This window comes from Roseateles sp. P4_D2, from assembly GCF_056401875.1.
Window position 1 is genome coordinate 79073 of the sequence record NZ_JBFUIM010000001.1, and the last position, 23900, is coordinate 102972.

General features: G+C 67.5%; 21 protein-coding genes. 7 read left to right on the forward strand and 14 right to left on the reverse strand.

The features are described 5' to 3' along the window. Nucleotides 1–72: 72 nt before the first annotated feature. Nucleotides 73–834 (reverse strand): 2-dehydro-3-deoxy-D-gluconate 5-dehydrogenase KduD, encoded by a 762-nt coding sequence (kduD, locus tag AC1DW0_RS00330; RefSeq protein ID WP_057300515.1) that lies wholly within the window; start codon nucleotides 832–834, stop codon nucleotides 73–75. A gap of 426 nt (nucleotides 835–1260) precedes the next feature. Between kduD and AC1DW0_RS00335 the strand changes: the two genes are divergently transcribed. The 6 genes from AC1DW0_RS00335 to AC1DW0_RS00360 all read left to right on the forward strand — a co-directional run bounded on the left by AC1DW0_RS00335 (nucleotide 1261) and on the right by AC1DW0_RS00360 (nucleotide 12739). After that, nucleotides 1261–4209 (forward strand): TonB-dependent receptor, encoded by a 2949-nt coding sequence (locus tag AC1DW0_RS00335; protein WP_477944371.1) that lies wholly within the window; start codon nucleotides 1261–1263, stop codon nucleotides 4207–4209. 137 nt (nucleotides 4210–4346) lie between these two features. Next, the gene (locus AC1DW0_RS00340; protein WP_477944373.1) at nucleotides 4347–4913 is read left to right on the forward strand and encodes a PEP-CTERM sorting domain-containing protein; all 567 of its coding nucleotides are present in this window, start codon (nucleotides 4347–4349) and stop codon (nucleotides 4911–4913) included. Beyond that, nucleotides 4910–7717 carry a pectinesterase family protein gene (locus tag AC1DW0_RS00345; protein WP_477944375.1) on the forward strand — a complete coding sequence of 936 codons (2808 nt, stop codon included), beginning with the start codon at nucleotides 4910–4912 and terminating at the stop codon, nucleotides 7715–7717. The genes AC1DW0_RS00340 and AC1DW0_RS00345 overlap by 4 nt, the downstream gene beginning before the upstream one ends. A 32-nt stretch (nucleotides 7718–7749) precedes the next feature. Next, nucleotides 7750–10641 (forward strand): TonB-dependent receptor domain-containing protein, encoded by a 2892-nt coding sequence (locus AC1DW0_RS00350; RefSeq protein WP_477944377.1) that lies wholly within the window; start codon nucleotides 7750–7752, stop codon nucleotides 10639–10641. A 2-nt stretch (nucleotides 10642–10643) separates the two neighbouring features. Continuing rightward, on the forward strand, nucleotides 10644–11984 hold the full coding sequence (locus AC1DW0_RS00355) for a pectate lyase family protein (RefSeq protein WP_477944379.1): 1341 nt from the start codon (nucleotides 10644–10646) through the stop codon (nucleotides 11982–11984). Beyond that, the gene (locus tag AC1DW0_RS00360) at nucleotides 11981–12739 is read left to right on the forward strand and encodes a rhamnogalacturonan acetylesterase (protein ID WP_477944381.1); all 759 of its coding nucleotides are present in this window, start codon (nucleotides 11981–11983) and stop codon (nucleotides 12737–12739) included. Before AC1DW0_RS00355 ends, AC1DW0_RS00360 begins: the two co-directional genes overlap by 4 nt. A gap of 1 nt (nucleotide 12740) precedes the next feature. On the opposite strand, the gene AC1DW0_RS00365 is transcribed toward AC1DW0_RS00360, so the two are convergent. From AC1DW0_RS00365 to AC1DW0_RS00395, 7 genes are all read right to left on the reverse strand, one after another. Further along, nucleotides 12741–13067 carry a cupin domain-containing protein gene (locus AC1DW0_RS00365; RefSeq protein WP_457354654.1) on the reverse strand — a complete coding sequence of 109 codons (327 nt, stop codon included), beginning with the start codon at nucleotides 13065–13067 and terminating at the stop codon, nucleotides 12741–12743. A 27-nt stretch (nucleotides 13068–13094) separates the two neighbouring features. Then, nucleotides 13095–13409: a divalent-cation tolerance protein CutA gene (gene cutA, locus AC1DW0_RS00370; protein WP_457354652.1), complete on the reverse strand. Its 315-nt coding sequence runs from the start codon at nucleotides 13407–13409 to the stop codon at nucleotides 13095–13097. 5 nt (nucleotides 13410–13414) lie between these two features. After that, nucleotides 13415–13831, reverse strand: a complete 417-nt coding sequence (locus AC1DW0_RS00375; RefSeq protein ID WP_457354650.1) for a GFA family protein — start codon at nucleotides 13829–13831, stop codon at nucleotides 13415–13417. Then, nucleotides 13831–14145, reverse strand: coding sequence for a hypothetical protein (locus tag AC1DW0_RS00380; protein WP_457354648.1), 315 nt, complete (start codon nucleotides 14143–14145; stop codon nucleotides 13831–13833). Before AC1DW0_RS00380 ends, AC1DW0_RS00375 begins: the two co-directional genes overlap by 1 nt. Before the next feature lie 79 nt (nucleotides 14146–14224). Then, nucleotides 14225–14770: an NADPH-dependent FMN reductase gene (locus AC1DW0_RS00385; RefSeq protein ID WP_457354646.1), complete on the reverse strand. Its 546-nt coding sequence runs from the start codon at nucleotides 14768–14770 to the stop codon at nucleotides 14225–14227. Next, a complete protein-coding gene (locus AC1DW0_RS00390; protein ID WP_477944385.1) occupies nucleotides 14767–15141 on the reverse strand; it encodes a hypothetical protein in 375 nt (124 codons plus the stop codon). The genes AC1DW0_RS00385 and AC1DW0_RS00390 overlap by 4 nt, the downstream gene beginning before the upstream one ends. A 188-nt stretch (nucleotides 15142–15329) precedes the next feature. Next, nucleotides 15330–16418: a dienelactone hydrolase family protein gene (locus AC1DW0_RS00395; protein WP_457354642.1), complete on the reverse strand. Its 1089-nt coding sequence runs from the start codon at nucleotides 16416–16418 to the stop codon at nucleotides 15330–15332. Nucleotides 16419–16465: 47 nt separating this feature from the next. Between AC1DW0_RS00395 and AC1DW0_RS00400 the strand changes: the two genes are divergently transcribed. Then, on the forward strand, nucleotides 16466–17233 hold the full coding sequence (locus AC1DW0_RS00400) for a substrate-binding periplasmic protein (RefSeq protein WP_457325595.1): 768 nt from the start codon (nucleotides 16466–16468) through the stop codon (nucleotides 17231–17233). Here AC1DW0_RS00400 and AC1DW0_RS00405 read toward each other — a convergent pair. Genes AC1DW0_RS00405 through AC1DW0_RS00430 form a run of 6 tightly spaced genes read right to left on the reverse strand, consistent with a single transcriptional unit; the run spans nucleotide 17230 to nucleotide 23867 of the window. Next, entirely contained in the window at nucleotides 17230–18522 is a 1293-nt protein-coding gene (locus tag AC1DW0_RS00405) for a TRAP transporter large permease (RefSeq protein ID WP_457354640.1), read from the reverse strand. The genes AC1DW0_RS00400 and AC1DW0_RS00405 overlap by 4 nt on opposite strands. Before the next feature lie 10 nt (nucleotides 18523–18532). Next, nucleotides 18533–19027, reverse strand: coding sequence for a TRAP transporter small permease (locus AC1DW0_RS00410; RefSeq protein ID WP_457354638.1), 495 nt, complete (start codon nucleotides 19025–19027; stop codon nucleotides 18533–18535). Beyond that, the gene (locus AC1DW0_RS00415; protein ID WP_056197347.1) at nucleotides 19024–19983 is read right to left on the reverse strand and encodes a TRAP transporter substrate-binding protein; all 960 of its coding nucleotides are present in this window, start codon (nucleotides 19981–19983) and stop codon (nucleotides 19024–19026) included. The genes AC1DW0_RS00410 and AC1DW0_RS00415 overlap by 4 nt, the downstream gene beginning before the upstream one ends. A gap of 9 nt (nucleotides 19984–19992) precedes the next feature. Next, nucleotides 19993–21591, reverse strand: coding sequence for a family 43 glycosylhydrolase (locus AC1DW0_RS00420; protein ID WP_457354636.1), 1599 nt, complete (start codon nucleotides 21589–21591; stop codon nucleotides 19993–19995). Then, entirely contained in the window at nucleotides 21588–22904 is a 1317-nt protein-coding gene (locus AC1DW0_RS00425) for a pectate lyase family protein (RefSeq protein ID WP_457354634.1), read from the reverse strand. The genes AC1DW0_RS00420 and AC1DW0_RS00425 overlap by 4 nt, the downstream gene beginning before the upstream one ends. A gap of 9 nt (nucleotides 22905–22913) precedes the next feature. Next, nucleotides 22914–23867, reverse strand: coding sequence for a sugar kinase (locus AC1DW0_RS00430; RefSeq protein ID WP_457354632.1), 954 nt, complete (start codon nucleotides 23865–23867; stop codon nucleotides 22914–22916). Nucleotides 23868–23900 lie beyond the last annotated feature (33 nt).

Genomic DNA, 23900 nt, shown 5'->3' on the forward strand with positions numbered 1-23900 from the left:
GGCGCTAGACGCAGCGCGGTCCCAGACCAGACTCGCTCGCGTGCAGCGATGCGAGGCTGGGCGAGGGGCGTTTTATCTCGCCAGCCAGCCGCCGTCCACGGCAATGGTGTAGCCGTTGACATAGTCCGAAGCCTGCGAAGCCAGGAACACGACCGGGCCGGCCAGATCCTCCGGCTTGCCCCAGCGGCCGGCCGGGATGCGGTCGAGGATGGCGCTGTTGCGCTGCTCGTCGGCGCGCAGCGCGGCGGTGTTGTTGGTGGCCATGTAGCCCGGCGCGATGGCGTTCACATTGATGCCGTGCGAGGCCCACTCGTTGGCCATCAGCCGCGTGATGCCCATGACGCCACTCTTGCTGGCCGTGTACGAGGGCACACGCACGCCGCCCTGGAAGCTCAGCATCGAGGCGATGTTGATGATCTTGCCACCGCTGCCCTGGGCCAGGTAGACCTTGGCCACCGCCTGCGACAGGAAGAACACCGACTTCAGGTTCAAGTCCATCACGTCGTCCCAGTCGGCCTCCGAGAACTTGATGGCGTCTTCGCGGCGAATGATGCCGGCGTTGTTGACCAGGATGTGCACCGCGCCCGTGAAGGTCCTGGCCTGGGCGACCAGGTCGGAAATGGCGCTCACGTCGGACAGGTTGGCACGCATGTCCAGGAAGCGGCGCCCGAGCTTTTCCACGCCTGCCTTGGTCTCATCCGGGTCGGAGACGTTGACGCCGACGATGTCGGCGCCGGCTTGGGCGAGCGCCAGCGCCATGCCCTGGCCCAGGCCGGTATTGCAGCCGGTGACGATGGCCGTCTTGCCGGCCAGGTTGAAGTTGTTGAGCACCATGTTTTGTTGCGTCCGTTCAGCGCGAGGGTCGTGGCCAAGGTGGTTCAGCTTGTTGAAACGCAGTTCCACTTTTTCCGATGCCACGACTTTAGGCAGCGCGCAAGTGTTGCGGAATCATGGTTTCTAATTAGTGAACCGATGTTCCGATTTTCGCATCTTCCACCTATCATCGTCCACAACGAACCTCGAAGACCCCAGCAATGAGCCCCTGTTTACCCATGACGGGCCCGCGCTGATCGACAAGTTTTGCCCTCGCCGCGACAACGACTTGTAGTCACGACGAAAGAACCGGCGCTCGCACTGCAGCGTCGCCGGCCTTAGAAATCAACGGGTGCCCTGCGCGCGCCCGGGTTCCCCAAGCCTTGCATAACCCGAGAGCCGCCCGCGCGACACAGCGCCCAGGCGGCCTGCACCAGGAGACACCACATGCCCGCCGTTCGCCCTTTCCGTCGTCCGTCCCAGCGCCTGGCCTTGCGCCCGGTGGCCCTGGCCGTCACTTTCATCGCCGCGCCCGTCTGGGCCCAGACCGCGCCGGCCGCCTCTGCGCAACTGGAGACGGTCACCGTCACCGGCATCCGCGCCTCGCTGGAGAGCGCGCTGAACGCCAAGCGCCAGGACAAGGGCATCGTCGATGTCATCAAGGCCGAGGACATGGGCAAGTTCCCGGACACCAACCTGGCCGAATCGCTGCAGCGCATCCCGGGCGTCGTCATCGACCGTGACGCCGGCGAAGGCCGCAACATCACCGTGCGCGGCCTGGGCGGCGACTTCGCCCGCACCCGCATCAACGGCATCGAGGCCCTGGCCACCACCGGCGGCACCGACAGCTCCGGCGGCGCCAACCGCACCCGCGCTTTCGACTTCAACGTCTTCGCCGCCGACCTCTTCAACTCGCTGACCGTGCGCAAGAGCAGTTCGGCCGACGTCGATGAAGGGTCACTTGGCGCCACCATCGACCTGCAGACGGCTCGCCCCTTCGACCTGAACAAGTTCGCGGCCGCCGTGTCCGTCAAGGGCACCTACAACGATCTGTCCGGCAAGGCCACGCCCAAGGCCTCCTTCCTGATTTCCAACACCTTTGCCGACAAGAAGATCGGCGTGCTGCTGTCGGGCGCCTATTCCAAGCGCAAGGTCTATGAAGAGGGTTTCAGCACCGTGCGCTGGGACAACGGCCCGTCCAGCGGCAACGCCTTCAGCGGCTGGTGCCCGCCCCAGGGCGTGACGGCCAACCTGCCGACCGGCTCCACCGCCACCACCTGCGGCCCCGCCGCCCAGGGCGTGGCCCGCCTGCCCAACACGCCGGAAAACCTGGCCGCCTACAACGAGGCCAGCAAGGCGACCAGTTTCCACCCGCGCCTGCCGCGCTACGGCCGCCTCACGCACGACCAGGAGCGTCTGGGCATGACCGGCGCCATCCAGCTGCGCCCGGCCGAAAGCATGTTGATCACCTTCGACATGCTGTACAGCAAGTTGGAGGCAACCCGCCAGGAAGACTTCCTGGAGGCCATCTCCTTCAGCCGCGCGCTGTCGGCCGGCGGCAAGCAGCAGACCAGCGTCGTCGAGGCGCAGTACGCGCCCAGCGGCCAGATGCTCTACGGCAAGTTCAACGGCGTCGACGTGCGCGCCGAGTCGCGCTTCGACAAGCTCAGCACCGAGTTCACGCAGCCCTCGCTGACCGTCGAGCAGGACATCACCGACACCCTCAAGCTGACTCTGCGCGGCGGTCGTGCCACGTCCCGCTTCCGTAACCCCATCCAGACCACGACGACGTTGGATGCGCCCAACGTGAACGGCTATGTGTTCGACGCCCGCGGCGACGACCGCGCGCCGCTGCTCGGCTACGGCAACCTCAACCCCAGCGACGCCAACGGTGGCCTGAAGATCTACGGCGTGCCCGTCGGCTCGACCAGCATCGCCAACTTCACGCCCAGCGAAATCCGCATCCGCCCCAACGGCGTGACCAACCGCCAGGACGTGCTGACCGCGGACGTGGCCTGGGAAGTCATTCCCGACGTGCTGACGCTCAAGGGCGGCGCCAGCTACAAGCAGTTCAAGTTCACCAGCTACGACATCCGCCGCACCGTCGAGACGATGAACACGCTGCCGGCCAACGTGATCCCGGCCAGCCTCGTGACGACGCTGACGGGCTTTGGCAAGGGCCAGAACCTGCCCAATGGCTCGATCACCTCCTGGGTCATCCCCAACCTGGACGCCATCGCCCAGGCCTATGACATTTACTGCAACTGCCTGAAGACCGGCCCCGCCGGCGGCCCGGGCGACTACACGCTGACCTCCATCACCAACGGCAGCGCCCGTGGCGGCAACCGGGCCATCTCGGAGACCGACACCGGCACCTGGTTCATGGCCGATTTCGAGACCCGCCTGGGCGGCATGGCCGTGCGCGGCAATCTCGGCACGCGCTACGTCAAGACGGCCATCGTCGCCAGCGGCTACCTGGCCACGGGCGGCGGCAGCCCCGTCACCGCCACCCGCGATTACACGGACTGGCTGCCCTCAGCCAACATCGCGGTCAACTTGACCAAGGACCTGATCCTGCGCGCCGCGGCCGCCAAGGTCATGTCGCGCCCGCCGCTGCAGAACCTGAACCCGGGCGGCACGCTGAGCACGACAGGCACGCTGAGCTACACCGGCGGCAATCCGGCGCTGGAGCCCTTCCGCGCCACGACCTTCGACCTCAGCGGCGAGTGGTACCACTCCAAGAACGGTTTCATCGGCCTGGGTGTGTTCCAGAAGGACATCAAGAGCTATGTGCTGACGGTGGGTCGCAACGTGGCGTACAAGGACACCGGCCTGCCGATGTCGCTGCTGCCGAGCAACTTCACCGGCGACGAACTCTTCCTGGTCAGCGCGCCGGTCAACAGCCCGGGCGGCAAGCTCACCGGCTTCGAGATCAACGTGCAGCAGCCCTTCACTTTCCTGCCGGGCTGGGGCAAGAACTTCGGCGTGCTGGCCAACTACACGCAGGTCAAGTCCAAGATGGACTATGTGCTCTCCGCCTCGGTCGGGGCGGCCACCGTCTCGGAAGACCTGGTCAACCTGTCGCCGCGCTCCTGGAACCTGTCCGTCTACTACGACGACGGCACCTTCAGCGGCCGCGTGTCGACCTCGGCCCGCTCGGCCTTCCTGACCACCATCCCGGCCGGCAACAACCAGGACGTGGCAGGCAAGAACAAGACCTTCAACGTCGACCTGTCGATGGGCTATCAGTTCAACAAGCAGCTGCAGCTGACGTTTGAAGCGACCAACCTGACCAACCAGCCCAACGACCAGTTCATCTCCCGCGCGATGAACAACGTCGTCGTCAACAACTACACCGGCCGCGAGTTCATCGTCGGTGGCCGCTACAAGTTCTAAGGCGGACATGGCCTAGAGAAAGCAAAGGGCGCAGACCTACGTCTGTGCCCTTTTTCGCTTGCGGGACCCTGCAGGTCTCCTGATCCCGAAGACGTGTCGATCGCCCCGCGGCGAGCCCGACCACACGGAGACAAATCATGAAGACCCACAGGACCCTGGTGGTCGCAGCCGCTGCATGGCTGATCGCCACCGTCGCCCAGGCCGCCAACAGCCTGCCCGCCGGCACCCTCATCACCGGCCAGGTCAGTGGCGCCAGCACGATGGTGCTGGGCCTGGACCACGGCTTCACCGAGGAGGCGGGCAGCAACATCACGGCGCTGGCTGCCACCGACCTCGAGTTCCTGACTGGCGACGCGGCGGTGGGTATTGACTTCTTCAGCGACGGCCATGTACAGGTCTGGAACAACACCGGCGCCACCGGCCTGACCGGCAGCTACAGCTTCACCTTCAGCTTCGCGGGCTTGAGCGCGCCCATCACCGGCTTCACGCCGCTGGACATGACGGGTGTTGCCGGCGGCAACGTCAGCCTGCAGCTGGTTGACCCGCACACCGTCAGCCTGACGCTGAACAACGTCAACTTCACGAGCGAGTTCGGCAGCTTCACGACACAGATCGCCGTCAGCGCCGTGCCGGAGCCTGGCAGCCTGGCGCTGCTGGCCGCAGGCCTCGGTGTCGTGGCCCTGCGCAGGAGGGTCGTCGCATGAAAGCCCTCAAGCACCTGGGCATTGCCGCGCTGCTGGCCCTGAGCCTGCCGGCCCATGCCGTTGATGCCGCGCAACAGACCGCACCCAGCGATGGCTGGGGGGCCGGCACCGTCGGCGGCAGCGCCGCCACCCCCGAGCACATCTACACCGTGCACAACCGCGCCGAACTGCTGAACGCGCTGGCCAATGGCGGCAACGCGGCCAAGATCATCAAAGTGGCCGGCACCATCGACATGACCGAGGGCACGCCCTTCGCCAGCACCGCCGACCAGAAGGTGAGGGCGCGCGTGCGCCTGACCAGCAACACCACGCTGATCGGTGAGGGCCCGGGCGCCGGCTTCGTCAATGCCTGGATAGACATCACCAGCGTCAGCCAGGTCATCGTGCGCAACCTGCACCTGGTGGCGCCCTGTGACGTCGGCCCGATCTGGGACCCCACCGACGGCGCGCTGGGCAACTGGAACTCCGCCTACGACGCCATTGGCATCGTCACGGCCACGCAGGTCTGGATCGACCGCAACACCATCACCGACGCGCCCGTCACCGACGACACCTTGCCCGTCGAGAACGGCAAGACCAAGCAGTGCCACGACGGCGCCATCGACATCACCAAGGGCGCCGACCTGATCACGGTCTCCTACAACCTCGTCACGGCGCATGACAAGAGCATGCTGATCGGCGGCTCCGACAGCCTGACCAGCGACGCCGGCAAGCTGCGCGTCACCATCGCCAACAACGTCTTCAACGGCGTGGTGCAGCGCGTGCCACGCGTGCGCTTCGGCCAGGTCCACGTCTTCAACAACTACTTTGTCGGCAGCAAGACGGCCAATCCCTATCCGCACAGCTACAGCGTCGGCGTGGGCAAGGCGAGCAACATCCTGTCGCACGGCAATGTGTTCGCCATCGACGGCGCGACCGGCTGTGACAGCGTCGTCGTCTACGCCAGCTCCGACCACACGGGCGTGTTCCAGGACAGCGGCTCCACCATCAACGGTGCCGCTTTAGGCGCCTGCAGCGTCCAGGCCGGCGCTGCCTTCGTGCCCGGCTATGCCTACAAGCCGCGGCCCGCGGTCCTGGTCAAGGCCAACAACCTGGCCCTGGCGGGCGCCTGGAAGATCTCGACGCAGATCAGCGGCAGCGGCAACGTCAGCGAGGTGGGCGGCACGAAGGCGCCTGCCGCGAACGAGACCAACGTCCACACCGACACCCGCCTGTCCCTGTCCTTCGATGCGCCGCCCGCCATCGGCACGGCGGGCAAGGTCAATGTCTACCGCACGAGCGACGACGTGCTGGTGGATAGCATCGACCTGAGCAGCGCGCCCTCGGCCAGCGACACGCAGACGGTGCTGGCCCGCAACAACCTGGAGATCGACGCGCTGGGCCTGGGCGCCATGCCTGATGGCGCCACGTTCGCGCGCTATGTCTGGTACCGGCCCGTCAGCGTCAGCGGAGCCAAGGCCTCGGTCAAGCTGCACAGCAACAAGCTGGATTTCGCCACGACCTACTACGTGACGATGGACGCCTCGGTGCTGTCCGGCACCATCAAGGGCGCTGCCTTCGCCGGGATAGCCAAGGCCGACAACTGGAAGTTCACGACGCGCGCTGCGCCGGCCAGCTTCACCAGCCTCAACGTCGACGACGGCGGCACGACGGCCGACTTCCGCACGCTGCAGGGCGCGCTGAACTGGGTCATGAAGAACTGCTCGACCAACAGCCCGGCCGCCAATGGCTGCAACACCGTTGCCACGCCCAAGACCATCCACCTGGCCAACGGCAGCTACCCCGAACTCAACATCCTGCGCAAGGTGTCCAACCTCAGCATCGTCGGCGAGAGCCGTGATGGTGTGGTGGTGGGCGACGTCAACTTCGAGTCGCTGAACTCGGGCAGTGGCGCGAGTTCCGCAACCGCTGGCACCGCACTCAGCACCTCTGGCAAGACCCTGGGCCACCGCGTGCTCGGCGGCGGCCGTGCGGCCCTGCTCGTCGAGACGTCAGACCTGCTGACGCTGCAGAACTTCACCCTGCAGAACCCGCATGTGCGCAGCACGAGCTGGGACAACCAGGCCGAGGCCATCTACTTCAACACCAGCACGACGGCTGCGGCCGCGCGCTTCGTGGCCAAGCAGATGAACTTCCTGAGCCAGCAGGACACGCTGCAGCTCAAGGGCTACAACTGGATCTACCAGTCCCTGGTCGCCGGCAACGTCGACTTCATCTGGGGCAGCGTGATGGCCAGCCTGTTCGAGGACTGCGAGATCCGCTCGGTGGCCGACACGTCCAGCGGCTCAGCCGGCTTCATCCTGCAGTCGCGCGCCACCGCCGGCGACAAGGGCTTTGTATTCCTGAACAGCCGGCTGACGGCCGAGCCTGCAGTGAGCCAGGCCTACCTCGCCCGCAGCGGCGGCACGGCGGCGACGACCTATATCGATCACATCGCCTTCGTGAACACCAAGATGGGCTCGCACATCCTGCCCGCCGGCTGGTGTGTGGGTACAGGCACCAGCAAGACGGGCGTGGGCACGGGCAATTGCGGCAGCAACCCACCGTCCTGGGCAGGCACGGCCGACGGCGGCACCACCGACACGGTGGGCTGGCGCGAGTTCGGCAGCATGGACCTCAACGGCGCGCCGCTGGACGTCAGCGCGCGGCTCGGCGTGGCCTCGGTCAAGGTCGCCAATGTGCCGACCAATGTCGTGCTGGCCAAGCCGCTCGGCTCGGCCACGGGCCTGACGACCCGCGCCGAGATCTTCCAGAACTCGACCATCGCCACCGGCGCGCCCGGCGGCTGGGTGCCGGCACCTTGACTCTTCCAGAAAAGAAGCACCACGGAGACACGATGAACATGAAGAACCCGCACGCCCGCCTGACCCTGTGCGCCAGCGCCGTGTTGAGCCTGATGGCCACGGCCCATGCGCAGGCCGCCGATGCCCCCGCGACGCTGGAGCGCATACAGATCACCGGCTCCTCCATCAAGCGCCTGGCCGGCGAGACGGCGCTGCCGGTCTCGGTGATCAAGTCCGAGGAGCTCGAGGCCCGCGGCCACACCGAGCTCAAGGACCTGGTGCTGGAGATGCCGCAGTCGCTGTCCCTGGGCACCAACAGCGGTGCCGCAGGCCCGATGCTCAATCTGCGCGGCCTGGGGCCGATGCGCACGCTGACCCTGCTGAACGGCCGGCGCATGGCCAACGAGCCGCTGCAGGACCAGTACGTCTCCGTCAACGTCATCCCGCGCATGGCCCTGGACCGCGCCGAGACGCTGCGTGACGGTGCCTCGTCCATCTACGGCTCCGACGCCATCGGCGGCGTGCAGAACTTCTACACCTTCAACAGCTTCAAGGGTGCGCGGGTGAAGGCCGAGTGGAACCAGCCCGAGCACTCCGGCGGCGGCGAGACCAAGGCCATCGGCGCCATCGTCGGCGCGGGCGACCTCAACGCCGATGGCTGGAACGCCTATCTGTCGCTGGACCATCAGCGCAAGTCGGCGCTGTTCAAGATCGACCGGCCCGAGCTGTATGACTACTCGGTGCTATCGGCCATGGGCCTGGGCTTGCTGCCCGACAACAAGAACCCCAGCCCGATCGCCAACTTCGGCTTCGCCACCGGCGCCAATTCCAACTACAACCCTGCCTTTGCGAACGGCTGCGCGGCGCCGTACTCGCTGCCGACTCTCGGCGCCGGCAGCGTCGCCACGCCGGCCACTTACTCGAACGCCGGTTGCTACCGCAACCCCAACTACTACGACGCTGTCACCGATGGCAGCGAGATCACCAACGTCTTCGGCAAGCTGAGCTGGAAGATCAACAACGACCACTCGCTGGCGCTGGAAGGCCTGCACTCCAGGTTCAATGTGCAGAAGTACCGCGGCATGCAGGTGCCCGCCGGCACGGCCCCGGCCACCACCTACAGCATGCCGGCCACCAGCCGCTTCTACCCTGGCAAGGGCATCACGTCGGCCGTCAAGGTGGTGGGCAGCAACACCGGTGCCAACTCGCCGGCGATGTTCATCGACGCCAGCAAGACGCCCGGCACGGTCACCGACCTGAACATGAACAACCGGACGATCTACTTCGTCTGGGGCCCGGCAGAGCTCGGCTCGGCCTACCGCAACGACGAGCAGACCAACGATCGCCTGGTGCTCAGCGCCGAGGGCACGGTGGCTGGCTTTGACTACCGCGTGGGCCTGAACTACGGCCGGTCGCTGCGCGACACCCGCGCCGGCGCCGGCTACATCCTCTACTCCAAGGCGCAGGAGGGCTTCACCAAGGGCATCCTGAATCCCTTCGGCCTGCAGGACGAAGCCGGCCTCGAATACTTGCGCAGCATCGAGGCGAGCGACTACAGCTACCGCGTCAACCGCGCCTACAACCGCAGCGTGGACGTGACGCTGACGCGCTCGCTGATGGACCTGGCCGGTGGCCCGCTGATGCTGGCCGTGACCGGCGAAGTGCGCCGCGATTCGGCCAAGGTCGAGGCTGCACCGCTGGACTACGTGGCCAAGAACGCCAACGGCAGCTATGCGATCGATGCCTTCGGCAACGTCAGCAAGCACGACCTCGTCGGCGAGACGCCCACGGGTGTGGCACGCGACCTCGGCCGCAACATCAAGTCGGCGGTCATCGAAGTGGACGCTCCCGTCACCAGGCGGCTGAGCTTCAACGCCGCGGTGCGCTCCGACACCTACAGCGACCTGAAGACGACGACGGTCAACCCCAAGCTGTCGGCCCGCTACCAGGCACTGGACGAGCTGGTGCTGCGCGCCTCGGCCAACACGGGCTTCCGGGCACCGTCCATCATGGACATCCAGAACCCGACGCCCGAGGTTCGCACGCAGATGATGGACGACCCGGTGCTGTGCCCGAGCGCGACGCCCACCATCACCAACACCGGCAACCCGGTCAACGGCTTCACGCGCGACCAGGTCTGCAACCAGACCATGAGCTACTGGACCAAGTCCCCGGACAACAGCTTCCTCAAGCCGGAGAAGTCCAAGGGCTGGACGCTGGGCTTGGCGCTGGAGCCGACCAAGGGCCTGCTGATGACGGCGGACTACTGGGGCATCAGGCTGACCGACATGCTGGGCGCCGTGGCCATCGCCGAGGTGCAGCAGCAGCCGGCCAAGTACGCGACCAACATCATCCGCAAGGCCGACGGCACCATCGACTACATCATCGCCAGCCAGGCCAACCGCGGCGACACCAGCATCCGCGGGCTGGACCTGTCCATGATGTACCGCGTCGCCACGCCCATCGGCCAGGCCAGCTTCATGCTGGACGGCACCTACTACGAGAGCTACCGCTTCAGCGCCGAGAAGAACGGCGAGGTGCTGAGCAATGTCGGCATCATCACCAACGACGCGCGCTACGGTGGCGCCGGCGTCAACTCGGGCCTGGCCGGCATGCCCCAGATCAACCCGCGCTGGAAGCACACCGCCTCGGTGGGCCTGCGCAACGGCCCGTGGTCGGGCCTGGTCTCGGTGCGCTACAACACCGCGCTGACCGACATCACGCCGCGCGCCGGCTCGACGGTGAACCGCGTCAGCCCCTACAGCCAGTACGGCGCCAGCCTGGCCTACTCGGGCTTCAAGGGGCTCAAGCTCAGCCTGGCGGTCAACAACATCACCAACGCGACGCCGCCGATCACGGCCAACAGCCTCTACGTTGGCTACATCACCAGCATGGCCGACGTGCTGGGCCGGGCGTACAAGGTCACCGCCGACTACAGCTTCTGAGCATGAGGCATCTTCATTCTCCGGGCCGTCGCGGCCTGCTGGCCGGTGCTGGCGGCCTGGGTCTCATGGCTTGGCTGCCTTCGGCCGTTGCGCAGGCCCCGGCCTCGGCGGGCATCGTCACCCGCGGCTGGACCGAGACCCAGGGCGGCCGCGGTGGCCGCGTCATCAAAGTCACGACGCTCGCGCCTGCGGGCCCCGGCAGCCTGAAGGAGGCGATCGAGGCCAGCGGCCCGCGCATCGTCGTCTTCGAGGTCGGCGGCGTCATCGACATGGGCGGCCAGCCGCTCAAGATCACGCAGCCCTTCCTGACGCTGGCCGGCCAGACGGCGCCCGACCCTGGCGTCACCGTCATCAAGGCCGAGACGACGATCTCGACCCACGACGTCGTCATCCAGCACCTGAGCTTTCGGCCCGGCGAGTTCGGTCGGCCCAAGAGAGGCGGCGGCGACCAGGACGGCATCTCGGCGTTGGGCGGCGCACACGACGTCATCGTCGACCATTGCAGCTTCTCCTGGGCCACCGACGAGAACCTGTCCGCGAGCGGCCCGCGCTTCGAGGGCAGGACGGTGGAGGACTGGCGTAAGGCCACGTCCCACCGCATCACCTACACGCACAACCTCATCTACGAGGGGCTGGGCAATTCGGTGCACGAGAAGGGCGAGCACAGCAAGGGCAGCTTGATCCACGACAACACCAGCGGCGTGCTGATCTACGGCAACGTCTACGTGTCCAACCGCCAGCGCAATGCCCTCTTCAAGGGCGGGGCGCAGGGGGCGATGGTCAACAACTACATCTTCAACCCCGGTGATCGGGCGGTGCACTACAACCTGCTGGCCAACGAGTGGGAGGGCCAGCCCTGGCAGACCGGCAAGCTGACTCTGGTGGGCAACGCCATGCGCTACGGCCCCAGCACGGTGGCGGGCACGCCCTTCTTCATGCTGCTCGGCCAGGGCGACCTTGAGCTCTACATGGCCGACAACCTCGCCCACGACGCGCAGGGCACGCCGGCGCCGCTGCTCGGCCGCAATGCGACGACGACGGCCAAGCTGATCGTGGCCAGCCAAGCCTATCTACCGCCTGGCCTGCCGCCGCTTCGCGCTGCCACCGCACTGGCGCATGAGCTGCCCGCCCTCGTGGGTGCACGCCCATGGGCGCGCGACCCGCTGGATGCGCGGCTGCTGGCGGACATGGCGCAAGGCAAAGGCAAGCTGATCGACTCCGAAGTCGAGAACGCCCTCGGCTACCCGCGCCACGCGCCAACGCGCCACGCCTTCAAGCCCGAGGACTGGAACCTCGACGACATGAGCCCCAAGGCTGGTTGGCCAGCCCTCGCAAAACCATGAAGCTGTCTCCCCTGTTCCTCGCCCTGCTGCTGGCTGGCAGCGCTGCCGCGCAGACGCCGGCTTCATCGCCGGCTTCCGCGCCGCGCGGCGAGACCACCGCCAATGTCGCCACCGGCCCCCGCCTCATCCTCGTCGGCGACTCGACGATGGCACCGCGCAGCGGCTACGGCAATGCGCTGTGTGCGCGTTTCCAGCAGGTCGCCTGCGTCAACCTCGCGCGCGGCGGCCGCTCCAGCATGAGCTTCCGTGCCGAGGGCCTGTGGTCCACGGTGCTGGCCCTGCTGAACGAGGGCGGCCCCAGCAAGCAAAAGACCCTGGTGCTGATCCAGTTCGGCCACAACGACCAGCCCGGCAAGCCCGGCCGCTCGACCGACCTTGCCACCGAGTTCGAACCCAATATGGCGGGCTATGTGAAGGACGTGAAGGCGGCCGGCGCCGAGGTGATGCTCGTCACGCCGCTGACGCGCCGCACCTTCAAGGACGGAGAGCTTGGCAACGACTTGCGCCCCTGGGCAGAGGCCGTCATCAAGGTCGCGACGGAGCAGGGCGTGCCGGTACTCGATCTGAACGCCATCAGCCACGCTGCAGTCGCCGCCATGGGCCAGCCGGCCGCCGACACGCTGGCAGAGGTGCCACCGCGTTTTGATCGCACCCACCTGGGACCCAAGGGCGCGGCGCTGTTCTCGGAGCAGGTGATGGAGGGGTTGTTGAAACTCAGGCCGGAGCTGGCCACGGCGCGCACGCTCGAGAGGTGAGTCAGGGCAGCACGACGGTCACGAGAGCCATGGCGTCCTCGAGCGCCAGCACGTCGTGCACGGCCTCTCGGTCCAGGTAGAGCAACTGGCCTGCCTGCAACTGATGGCGGCCGGCGTCGGTCGTCACGGCCAATGCGCCAGAGATGCACTGGATGGTGATCTCGTGCGCCACCTTGTGCGGCGGCAGCGCCTTGCCGGCGGGCAGCACGAGACGCATGACTTCCAGGTCGAGCGACTTGAACAGCGCCACCGTCCGCGCCCCATCTGGGTCGCCAGCGGCGGGGCGGATGTCGATGGCTTGACCGGGCGTGGCATGCGGGATGGCCATGGCAGCGAGTATGCGCCTCGTGCGAATTCAGGCTGACAGCGAGTCGCGCAGCCAGGCCAGGTACTCGGGCGTCGCGCCGACCACAGGCAGCGCAAAGAGCGCTGGCAGCTCGTAAGGGTGCTGCTCAAGTAGCAGCGCCTCAAGTGCCGGATAGCGTGCGCGGCTGGTCTTGAACATCAGTCGGACCTCGGGCTCACAGGTGACCTCGTCATGCCAGCGGTAGGTGCTGCGGACGGCTTCCGTCTGCACACAGGCAGCGAGGCGCTGCTCGATGGCCGCACGGGCCAGTGTGTCGGCCTGGTCTTGATTGGCCACGGTCGTGAAGACGGCCAGCATGTCCATGCGCTTCAGTGCTCCGGCAGGGTCTCGTGCTCGGTAAGCGGAGTCGCCAGTTTGGCCCATGGCGGGCGCTGACCGGCGAACAGCACGGCCGTGGGCGAGAACAGGGCGGGATCGTCGAGGCTGCCGACATAGATGGTGACCATCTCGGGTGCCGACTCTGGCGTGCCGAAAAGCAGGCTGCCGCAGTCCGAGCAGAAGTTGCGCACCGCGGCCAAGCCGCTGCCGCCGGTGATGCGCGACTGCTTCACGACGCCGGTGTACGAGAAGGACGGCTTGGGGACACCCAGCACCGGCACGCCGCCACTGCCGGAGGCACGCTGGCAGTCGCGGCAGTGGCAGACGACCGAGAACAGGACAGGGCCGGTGGATTCGTAACGGACGCCACCACAGAGGCAGCGGCCGGTCAGCTGGACACTTTCCATCACTTCTTCTGCGCCGGCCGGTGGATCATCGTCCGCTGGAACCATGCTTCGTTCATCCGCGCCAGGAATTGCGCATTGATCGGAAAGCCGCAGCCATCACCCAGCACGGCTTCGGAGCCGCAATGCGGGCACATGGCTGTCTGTTCGCTGATGGCCTTGGGATCGTCGATGTTCTGCACCGTCAGGCCGGTCCAGCCGACGATGTCATCGGGCTTGAAGATCCCGACGCAGTTGCAGCAACCGCAGACCTTGCTGGCCTCGATCTGGGCGTAGTTGTTGGTCGTGTAGCGGTAGGCGGCGAGCAGTTCGTTCATGGCAGGTCCGAGGACAGGTTTGAGCTGGAGTGTGGCGCCGCAGCGCCTGATTCGCCATCGCGCTTGTGTGGATCCGCTTTCAAAGATCGGCCGCCGGCGCCACTGATGGGTGCGGCGCGCTTTGCAGCGCCACCAGCGAAGCGTGGATGGCCTCGGCGACCCAGGGTGTCTCGGCCATGGCTGCCTCGTCGATGCCCGATCCGAGCAAGGAAATGCTGATTGACGCCGCCTCGACGATGACGGCCGACATCGTCCTCAGTGCCTCCTTCAGCGCCGCGTCGGCGTGATGCGCCCGTGGCGACGCATTGAGCACGGCGACCGGCTTGCCCACAAAGGGCTCGAAGCTGACCAGCCAGTCCAGCAGGTTCTTGATGGCGCCGGTGACGCCGTGGGCGTACTCCGGGCTGGCGATCAGCAGCGCATCCGCCGCGGCGACCTGGGCACGCAGCTGGGCGACGCTGGGCGGCAGGTTCGCCTCCAGGTCCGGGTTGAAGAGCGGAAGCTCGCCCACCAATGTGCACACGCTGACCTCCATATCTGGCGGCGCCAGGCGCTGGGCCGTGCGCAGCAGCGCGGCGTTGATGGAGGCGGTGCGCAGGCTGCCGCAAACCGCCAGAATTCTCACGACGCGCTGTCGCGCTTCTTCATGGCGCGCCGACCGGCCATGACAGCGAGCACGGCCAAGGCGAGGGCGTAGCCGGCCACTTCGAGCTTGGCGAACTGCCGGGTTGCCACGAGCGTGCCCACCACGAACACGGCGCAGGCGAAGAACAGGGCCGCGATGACAAACCACAGCCCGGGCGTCAACAGCGAGCCGTGTCGATTGGGCCGATTGAAGCTCATGCGAACGCCCACCGAGACAAAGAAGGCCGACAGGGTTCCGATGACCGCGCAGAAGATCAAGGCCGGGGTCAGCGTCGCGCCGCCGCGCGCCACCAGCGTGAATGTGCTGAAGGCAAGGAGCACCGCGAGCGTGAGGCCCAGGAACAGGGTCACGGCACCGATGGCGCGCTGAACCCACAGGCCGCCGGGTTGATCGGCGATCGGGATTAGGGGGTTGTGGGATGCACGCATTCAATGCTCGCAGCTGTGGTGGAAGGACTATGCCAACAAAGTCAGGGTCGGCCGGATGTTGCCGAGGTGAAAACTCGTCTTGTCGGGCCGCGCCCGGGCCGTGCTGTCCGTCAATGGCGCTGACTTGCAAGCCATGTCGCCGCCGCCCGCTGCTGCTCGACGTCGAACAGGTGCCCACCGGGCGTGGCGCGCGTCTGCAAGCCGGCCCCTCGTCCCCAAGCCTGACCCAACCGTCGCCAAGCCTGCTGCACCGCATCCCACGGAAACAGCTTGTCGTCCGGCGATCCGAACAGCATCAACGGCCTCGGCGCAATCAGCGCTGCCACATCCGGATGATCCAGCTCCGCCGCCAGTCCCGCATGGGCCATGCTGAAGGCGGACTGCCCCACCAGGGTGTGCTCGCCCGGCCGTAGCAGCCCTTCGCGCGTACACATCCAGTGCGCGGCGACGCAGGCCGAGACTTCATCGCAGACGGCCGCCAGCTGCCAGGCGCGCAACGCCCCCATCGAGAAGCCCAGCACCGCGACGCGTTTGCCATCCACTTCGGGCCGCTCGCGCAGCCAGCGGTGCGAGCGCAGGTCGTCGCTGGCGATGAGGCCGGCCCAGCTGTGGCCGAGCTGCATCAGGTGGCTGGCCAGCGCCTGCTGGTCGTCGCGCGCCAGGCCGGGGCGGCTGCGGTCGCCCCAGCCCAATGCGTCAATGGCCAGCACGGCAAAGCCGGCTTCAACCAATGTGTCGCCGACGAAGCTGGCGCCGTAATAGCGCCGTACCCAGGCTTCGGCCGACGGGTTGGGCTGGAGCGGTCGGATCAGCTTTTCCTTGCCGATGTCGAAACGCGCACCGTGGTCGTGCATGACGACGACGGCGGGATGTGGGCCGGCGCCCTTGGGGCGCAGATAGAGCGCCGGTACGCGGTCGCCGAGTGCGCCGCGCAGCGTCAGCGCCTGGGCCGTGTGGCTGCCGCGGTCTTGCTCGCCGAGCACTTCAGTCGCGAAGTCGTTTCCGTTGTCACCCGGCTGCAGGATCAGCCGACGGGCGTTGGCCAGGGCTTCGTCGCGCCAGCCGGGGCCGGGGCGCCAGGCCAGGCGCGGGCGCCAGCGGCGCTGCAGGCCCGCCAGCGTCTCGTCGAGGGCTTCTGCACGGGCGAACACCGGCCACGTGGCCAGTGCAGCAAACAGTTGGCGACGTGCAAGGTTCATGGTCGCCAGGGGCTGCCAAGCAGGCGGCGCTGTGAGAGAGTCGGGCGATGCACCTGCGCCGCCGCGATGCCTGTCTGCTGCTCCTGACCCTGCCTGATGCGATGGCGTGGGCCGACGACAGGGCGCCGCTGCGGATCGGCTGGAGTGACTACCCGCCCTTCCAGAGCAAGGGCGCTTCCGGCAACCCGCAGGGCCTGGACGTGGAACTGCTGGAGTTGATGGCCCAGGCTTGCGGCGAGCATCTGCAATGGTCGCGCCGGCCCTGGGCGCGGCAGGTCCCGGACATCGCCCAGGGCGAACTGGATCTGATGTCTTCGGCCACGCACACCCCGGAGCGGCTGGCGTTTGGCGACTTCACGCTGGCCTATCGCAACGAACGCGTGGCGCTGATGGGCTTGGCGGGTGCAGCGAATCGGCCGCGCCGGCTGGCCGACCTGAAGGGCCGCGCGGTCAAGATCGGCATGATCCGCGGCGTGTCCTTTCCGCTGGCCGTGCGCCGCGAGCTGGAGGACCCGGAGCTGGCGGGCCAGCTGGTGCCGCTGCATGCCAATGACCTGACGCTGTCGGCCCTGCGCGGGCGGCGCGTGGACTACGTCATCGACGACCCCGCCACGCTGCTCTACCGCGCCGCGCGTGAGCCCGGCGAGGCGGTGGAGGTGGTGCTGGAGTTGGCCGTGAGCCCGGTCCATGTCTACGTCAGCCGGCGCACGCTGGAGCGGCGGCCGGACCTGATGCAGCGCCTCAACCTGGGCCTGCAGCGGGCGCGCCAGCAGCCCGAATGGAACCGCGTGCTGGCGCGCTACCCAGGCTATTAGCCGACCCATCCTGGCAGCGCCATCGACAGCGCGGGGATGTAGGTGACGGCCAGCAGTGTGGCCAGCAGCGCGCCGTAAAAGGGTGCGATCGAGCGCATGACCTGGCCGACGCTGACGCCACCGATCGCGCAGCCGACGAACTGTGTGCTGCCCACCGGCGGCGTGTTCAAGCCCAGCGCGCAGTTCAGCAGCATGACGACGCCGAACTGCGTCGGGTCCATGCCGGCCTTCATGCAGATGGGCAGGAAGATGGGTGTGCAGATCAGGATGGTGGCCGCCATGTCCAGGAAGGTGCCGAGCACGAAGAGCAGCACGTTCACCCACAGGAAGATCGCCCATGGTCGGTTGCCGCTGAGTTGCTCCAGCCATTCACCGGTCTTCTGCGGCACCTCATACAACGCCATGAAGTAGCCGAAGGCGGCCGAGATGCCGATCAGGAGCAGCACGACGCCCGTCGTCTTGCAGGCCTTGGCGCAAGCCTCCAGGAAGCCGCGGCGGCTCAAGGATTTGTAGGCCAACCCAGTGACGATCAGCGCCCAGCAGACGGCCGTGGCGGCCGACTCGGTGGCCGTGAACACGCCGCTGAGGATGCCGCCGAGGATGATGACGATGACCAGCAGGCCCGGCAGTGCCGCGACAAAGGCCGAGAACACGGCTCCCCAGCCGGGAAAGGCGCCGTGCGTCGGGTAGCCGCGCTTCACCGCGACGCCATAGGCCGCGGCCAGGTTGGACAGCGTCAGCAGCACCGCCGGGATCAGGCAGGCGAGGATGAGGTTGAAGACGCTGACCGCCGCAATGCCGGCCGTGGCCAGCACATAGATGATGAGGTTGTGCGAGGTGGGCATCAGCGCACCGACCAGGGCGGCGTGCGTGGTCACGTTGACCGCGTAGTCGGCGTCATAGCCCTCGCGCTTCATCAGCGGGATCATCACCGAGCCCATCGCCGACACGTCGGCCAGCGGCGAGCCGGCCACGCCGCCGAACAGCGTGCAGCCCAGCACATTGCTCATGCCCAGGCCGCCACGTACATGGCCCACCAGCCGGTTGGCGAAGTTGACGATGCGCTCGGCGATGCCGCCGTGCAACATCAGCTCGCCGGCAAAGATGAAGAACGGGATGGCGAGGAAAGAGAAAACCTGCATGCCGCCCACCATCTTCTGAAAGACGATGGCCATGGGCAGGTCGGCCGCGAGCGCCGTCGCCACGGACGACAGCCCGATGGCAAAGGCCACCGGCACGCCCAGGAGCAGCAGCAGCACGAAGCTGCCGCACATGATCCAAAGTTCCATGCCCTCCATGTCAGACCCCGGCTTCTTCGACGCTGTGACCGCGCCAAAGCGCGATCAGGTGCTCGATGCAGAACAGCACGATGAGCACGCCCGAGATGACCAGCGGCAGATAGTCCAGCCCCTCGGAGACGCCGAGCATGGGCTTGGGCTCGGCCCATTTCAGCGTCAGCCACTCCCAACCCGCGACGGCCATCAGCACGGCGAAGACGATCACGCAGAGGTGGATGAGCGCCTCGGCCACGCGCTGCGCGCCCTTGGGCAGCAGCACCACGATGGACTCCATGCCCAGGTGGCCGGCATCGCGCACGCCCACCGCCACCGCCAGGGCCGTGATGTAGAGCACCAGCAGCAGCGCAAAGGGCTCGGTCCAGGTGGGCGAGTCGTTCAGCAGATAGCGGCCCACGACCTGCCATTGCACGCAGACGACGAGGACGACGAGCCCCAGCACGGCCGCGCGCAGTGACCAGCGCGACAGCGCCGCGCAGAGCTTGGTGTAGGCGTTCATTTGGTGTCTTGAATCGCTTTGACGAGGGCTTGGAGTTCCGGCGTGTTGACGAACTTGGCGATGACTGGCTGGACGGCCTGGCGGAAGGCTTCGCGGTCCGGCTCGACGATCTGCGCGCCGGCGGCCTTCACGGCGGCCAGGGCCTTGGCTTCCTGCGCGTCCCAGCGTTCGCGCTCGACGGCGACCGAGGCCTTGGCGGCCTCGCGCAGCTGCTTCTGCTGGTCGGGTGTCAGCTTGTCCCAGATGCGCTTGCTGATGAACAGCCCCTCGGGCGTCATCGAATGCTCGGTGCGGCTGTAGAACTTGGCCGCCTCGAAGTGGCGGAAGCCCTCGTAGCTCGGCACGTTGTTCTCGGCCGCATCGATAAGGCCGGTCTTGAGCCCCGTGTAGACCTCGCCGATGGGCATGGGCGAGGGGTTGGCGCTCAGCGCCGTCATGGCGGCCACCCACAGGTCGGTCTGCTGCACGCGGATCTTCAGGCCCTTCATGTCGGCCAGTGCCTTGATGGGCTTGCGGGCATAGACCGAGCGGGCGCCGGAGTCGTACAGCGCCAGGCCCACCAGCCCCGAGTGCTCGCAGGCCTTGAGGATCTCCTCGCCGGCCGGGCCGTCGAAGGCATGGCGCATGTGGGCCGTGTCGCGGAACAGGAAGGGCAGGGAAGGCACCAGCGTCTTGGGGCACATGGCYGTCAGCGGCGCGAGGTTGACTCGTGTCATCGCCAATGCGCCGAGCTTGACCTGGTCGATGGTCTCCTTCTCGCTGCCGAGCGCGCCCTTGTTGAAGACCTTGACCGTCAGCGCGCCGCCGCTGCTCTTGGCGAGCAACTGGCCCAGGTGCTTGACGGCGACGACGGTGGGGTAGTCGTCGCTGTTGTGCACGTCGGCGGACTTCAGCTCCAGGGCCCAGGCTGCGGGGCTGAGCAGCGCCGCAGCGATCAGCGTGGTTTGGATCTTCATGAGGTCTCCTTAGTCGAGAGCGCGATAGCGCAAGTTCGAGAAGCGTGCTTCGCCTTGACCCGCCGCGTAGATCGCCGGGCGCAGGCTGGCGAAGCCGCCCGCTGTGTTGTGGTGGTAGCCGCTGACGTCCATCTGCACCGGGAACTTGGCCCAGGGCTGGCCGGCGTCGGCACGCGAGTAAAGCGTCAGCACATGGCGCACGCAGCGCAACCTCAACTGCATGCGGCGCGAGATGCCAGCGGGCTTGGGCACGGCCCGGATGTCCTGCCCGTAGCGGTGCAACTGCAAGCTCTTCGCATTGGCGCCGATGCCGGCGTACAGGCGCGGGCTGTAGAACATGACGAGGCCGGCTTGCACGCCTTCGTCGAAGTCGAGATCGAACTCCAGCTCGAACGCCGGGTCGCCCTGGATGAAGCCCAGCGGTGGGCTGTCGGCCGGGCCTTTGCCGGTGGCGGTGAGGCGCAGCTTGCCCTCCGCAACGCGGGCGCGCTGCGCCTGGCTGCTGCCGCTGAGGAATTGCCAGTGGGTTTTCAGCGCCGTGCCGGAGAAATCGTCCGACAGCGCCAGGCCATGCGGTACGGCGTCGCCGCCCTTGGGTTTGGGCAGCGGCGCGCCGTCGTCGGCATCGACATGGAACCAGCCATCGGCACTGAAGCGCGCCGGTGCCAGCAGCATCTGTCGGCCCAGCGTGTGGAAGCTGTTCTCGTAGCCGTGATACAGCATCCACCAATCGCCCGCGGGGCCTTGGACCAGGCTGCCATGGCCGCGCGACCACCAGCGCTCTCGCGATGAGCGGGTGCGCATCAGCGGGTTGTGCGGCGCCTGCTCCCAGGGGCCTTCGAGCGTGCGGCTGCGCGCGGCGATGACCATGTGCCCGGTCGGTGGCCCGGCCGTGCCGCCCACCGCCAGCAGCATGTGCCACCAGCCGCCATGGCGCAGCATCTTGGGCCCCTCGGGTGAGAAGCTCTCGACGTCCCAGTCTTCGGGATAGCGCCAGGGGTCGTAGACATGCTCGATGGAGCCGGCGAGCTTGAGCCCGTCCTCACTGAGGCGCACGCGGTCGCCACTACTGAGAAAGAGCCAGCGTCGGCCGTCTTCGCCGACGACATGCGTCGGGTCGATGTGCTTGCTCAGCCCGAGCGGCACAGGCTGGGACCACGGCCCCTCGATGCGATCGGCCCAGCTGACGAGGATGTCGTTGGGCGAGGCCTTGACGGGCAGATAGAGGTAGTAGCGATCGCCGTGCTTGCACAGGTCCGGCGCCCAGACGCTGCCCACCGCCTCGTGCAGCGCGTTGGCCACCGGCCGCCAGTTGACCAGGTCGCGTGAATGCCAGATCAAGAGGCCCGGCACGGCCTCGAAGCTGGAGTGGGTCAGGTAGTAGTCGCTGCCGTCCTTCAGCACCGTCGGGTCGGGCCTGTCGCCGGCCAGCACAGGGTTCAGGAAACGACCATCACCCAGGTCGGCCTTGCGCTGGCCCTCAATGCCCTTGGGCCAGGGCTGGCAAGGCGGCAGGTAGGGCTGGCCGGGCGCGTCGGAGCAGTCGGCGGCGCCCCAGGCCGGTGGGACCGCCAGCAGTGCCAGCAAGCCGCGGCGGTCCAGGCTCACTTCGAGACCTGCGTGAACAGCGATTGCCAGCCCGCCTTCGGCGCCATGTCGGCGAGATTCCAGTCGGCCTCGACAAAGGTGCGCTGCGTCGGCTTGCGCTTGGGCAGGCCCTCGGGGTTGTTCTGGGTCTCGTCGTCGATGAGCTGGCCGCGGTCCTCGGCGATGTCGGACAGCTGCTTGAAGTCCAGCGGATCGCGCGCCCAGGGCCGCGAGCCGACGTACAGCGGCAGCAGCTTCTCCAGCTCGCGCGGCGGCAGCCAGTTCAGGCCGGCAGGCAGATAGGGCTGGCGCACGGGAATGATCTCGGCGCTGGTCGTGTAGCGGCCCGTCATCGGCAGGGGTTGGCCCTGGCGGTCGACGGCGAGGTTGTCCTGTTCGTAGAGCTGCACGTCGCCGACGCCGCCCAGTGTGAAGAAGGGCAGGTTGAGCGCCGTGCCAGGGCCGGCGCGGTAGACGTTGCCGGCCAGCGTGATCTTGCCGACCTGGTAAGGCCGGCCCACCCATTCGTGGGCGATCAGGTTGTAGTGCACCGCCCGCCAGCCGGGGTTGTAGATCAGGTTGTTGACCATGGCGCCCCACACGCCGCCCTTGAACAGCGCGTTGCGCTCGCGGTTGGACGCATAGACGTTGCCCAGCAGCAGGATCTGCGTGGCGTTGTCGTGGATCAGCGAGCCCTTGCTGTGCTCGCCCTTGATGTGCACGGCCTCGTTCAGCCCCTCGTAGATGAGGTTGTGGCTGTAGGTGATGGCATGCGAGGTGTGGGCGCGCCAGTCGTCGGGGGTGGCGCCCTCGAAGCGATGGCCGCCGACGGAGAGGTTTTCGTCCGTTGCCCAGGAGAAGCTGCAATGGTCGACGATGACGCGCTCGGCGCCGTCACCGGTGGAGAAGCCGTCATGGTCGTTGCCGCTGCGCTTGGCCCGCCCGAAGGCGCCGGGGCGGATGCTGATGTGCTGCAGGATGACGTCCTTGGCAAACACTTCCAGTTCGCCCTTGACCAGCGTGATGCCGGGGTCGGGCGCCGTCTGGCCGGCGATGGTGATCTTTCCTTCGCGCAGCTTCCAGCTCTTGCCCGCCAGGTCGATGACGCCGCCCACCTCGAAGACGACGATGCGCGGCCCGGGCGTATCCAGGGCCGCCTTCAGGCTGCCCGGGCCTTCGCCGGCGAGTGTCGTCACGCGAATGATCTTGCCGCCCTGGCCGCCGGTGGTCTGCGCCCAGCCGGCGTGCACATAGGTGGCCGGATGCAGAGGTGCCGTGTTGGTCTGCGCATGGCAGAGCCCGGCCGCCAGGGCCAGCGTCCAAAGAATTCGCATATCGCTTCTTTATCCCATCAGGTCTTGCATCGCCTCGCGCGGGATCAGCGCGCCCGGATGCTGGATGACACGGGCCGCCACTCGGTTGCCGAATGCCGCGCCTGCTGCCGGCGTGGCACCGCGCAGGCGCTGGCTCAGGTAGCCGGCCGCGAAGGAGTCGCCGGCCGCGGTGGTGTCGACGACGCGCGGCACCGCTTCGGTGGCCACGTCCTGCCAGACATGGTTGAGGCCGACGCGGGTCGACAGTGCGCCGCGCTTGATCGCGATCTCGGCCACGGGCAGCGCCTGGGCTGCGGCCACGGCGGTGTCCAGGTCGGCCAGGCCGTGCAGGGCCTGGTGGTCGTCGGCGGTGATGAGGGCGACGCTGGCGGCCGCGAAGGCGCGTTGGTACCAGTAGCGCGCATCGGCCAGCGAATCCCACAGCCGCGGGCGGAAGTTGTTGTCGAAGGCGACCAGCTTGCCCGCGGCACGCATGCGCGCCATCAGCGCCAGTGCACGCTCGCGTCCGGCCTGCGGCAGGATGGCCAGGCTGATGCCCGACAGGTAGAGGGCGTCCAGCCCGTCGGCCTGCTCCTCCAGCGCCGTCGTCGCGGTATCGAAATAGGCGCGGGCTGCGGCCTGGCCGCGCCAATAGTGGAAGCGTCGCTCACCGGCCTCGTCCAGCTCGATCAGGTACAGGCCCGGCAGCCGGCCGGGCAGGCGCTGCACGAGACCGGTCTGCACGCCTTCGGCGGCCCAGCGCTCGAGCAGGCCGGCGCTCAGGGAGTCATCCCCCAGGGCGGTTGCGTAGTGCACGCGCAGGTTCGCCCCGCCGCAACGGGCCAGGTAGACGGCGGTATTCAGCGTGTCGCCGCCAAAGTTCTGGCGCAGCTGGCAGAAGGCCTGGCCCTGCAGTTCGAGCATGCATTCGCCCAGGGCGGCGATGGACACCGGCCGGGAGGCGGGCGAGGAAAAAGTGTTCACGGATAAAAATGAAACAGCGGTTCAATAAAGATA